Below are 226 nucleotides of genomic sequence, written 5' to 3'. Positions count from 1 at the left end.
TGATGACGTAAGAGCTAGCTATTGGTTTATTCCTGGAGTGCTGGTTCTTTCTGCGATGGTCCTTGCGCAAGCAACGGTCATCGCAGATCGCCATCCTGACCTTATTCCATTTCAACTTAGCTTCCTTGCGACCAGCGTCAGCGTTGATGGTGCGCGGACTGTCCTGTCAGTAATCGCGCAATCAGTAATCGGGGTTGCCGGCGTGATGTTTTCCATCACCATGGTT

At 51.3% G+C, this 226-nt stretch carries 1 protein-coding gene; it reads left to right on the top strand.

Annotation, left to right across the window (positions count from 1 at the left end; translation table 11 throughout):
* A partial coding sequence (locus TW80_RS17530; RefSeq protein WP_157033346.1) for a DUF2254 family protein occupies nucleotides 1–226 on the top strand: 226 nt, incomplete at both ends.

It is taken from the genome of Loktanella sp. S4079 (assembly GCF_000967725.1).
Classification (GTDB): Bacteria; Pseudomonadota; Alphaproteobacteria; order Rhodobacterales; family Rhodobacteraceae; genus Yoonia.
The sequence above is the reverse complement of the archived record's forward strand: the minus strand, read 5'-3'. Positions and strand labels throughout refer to the sequence as shown.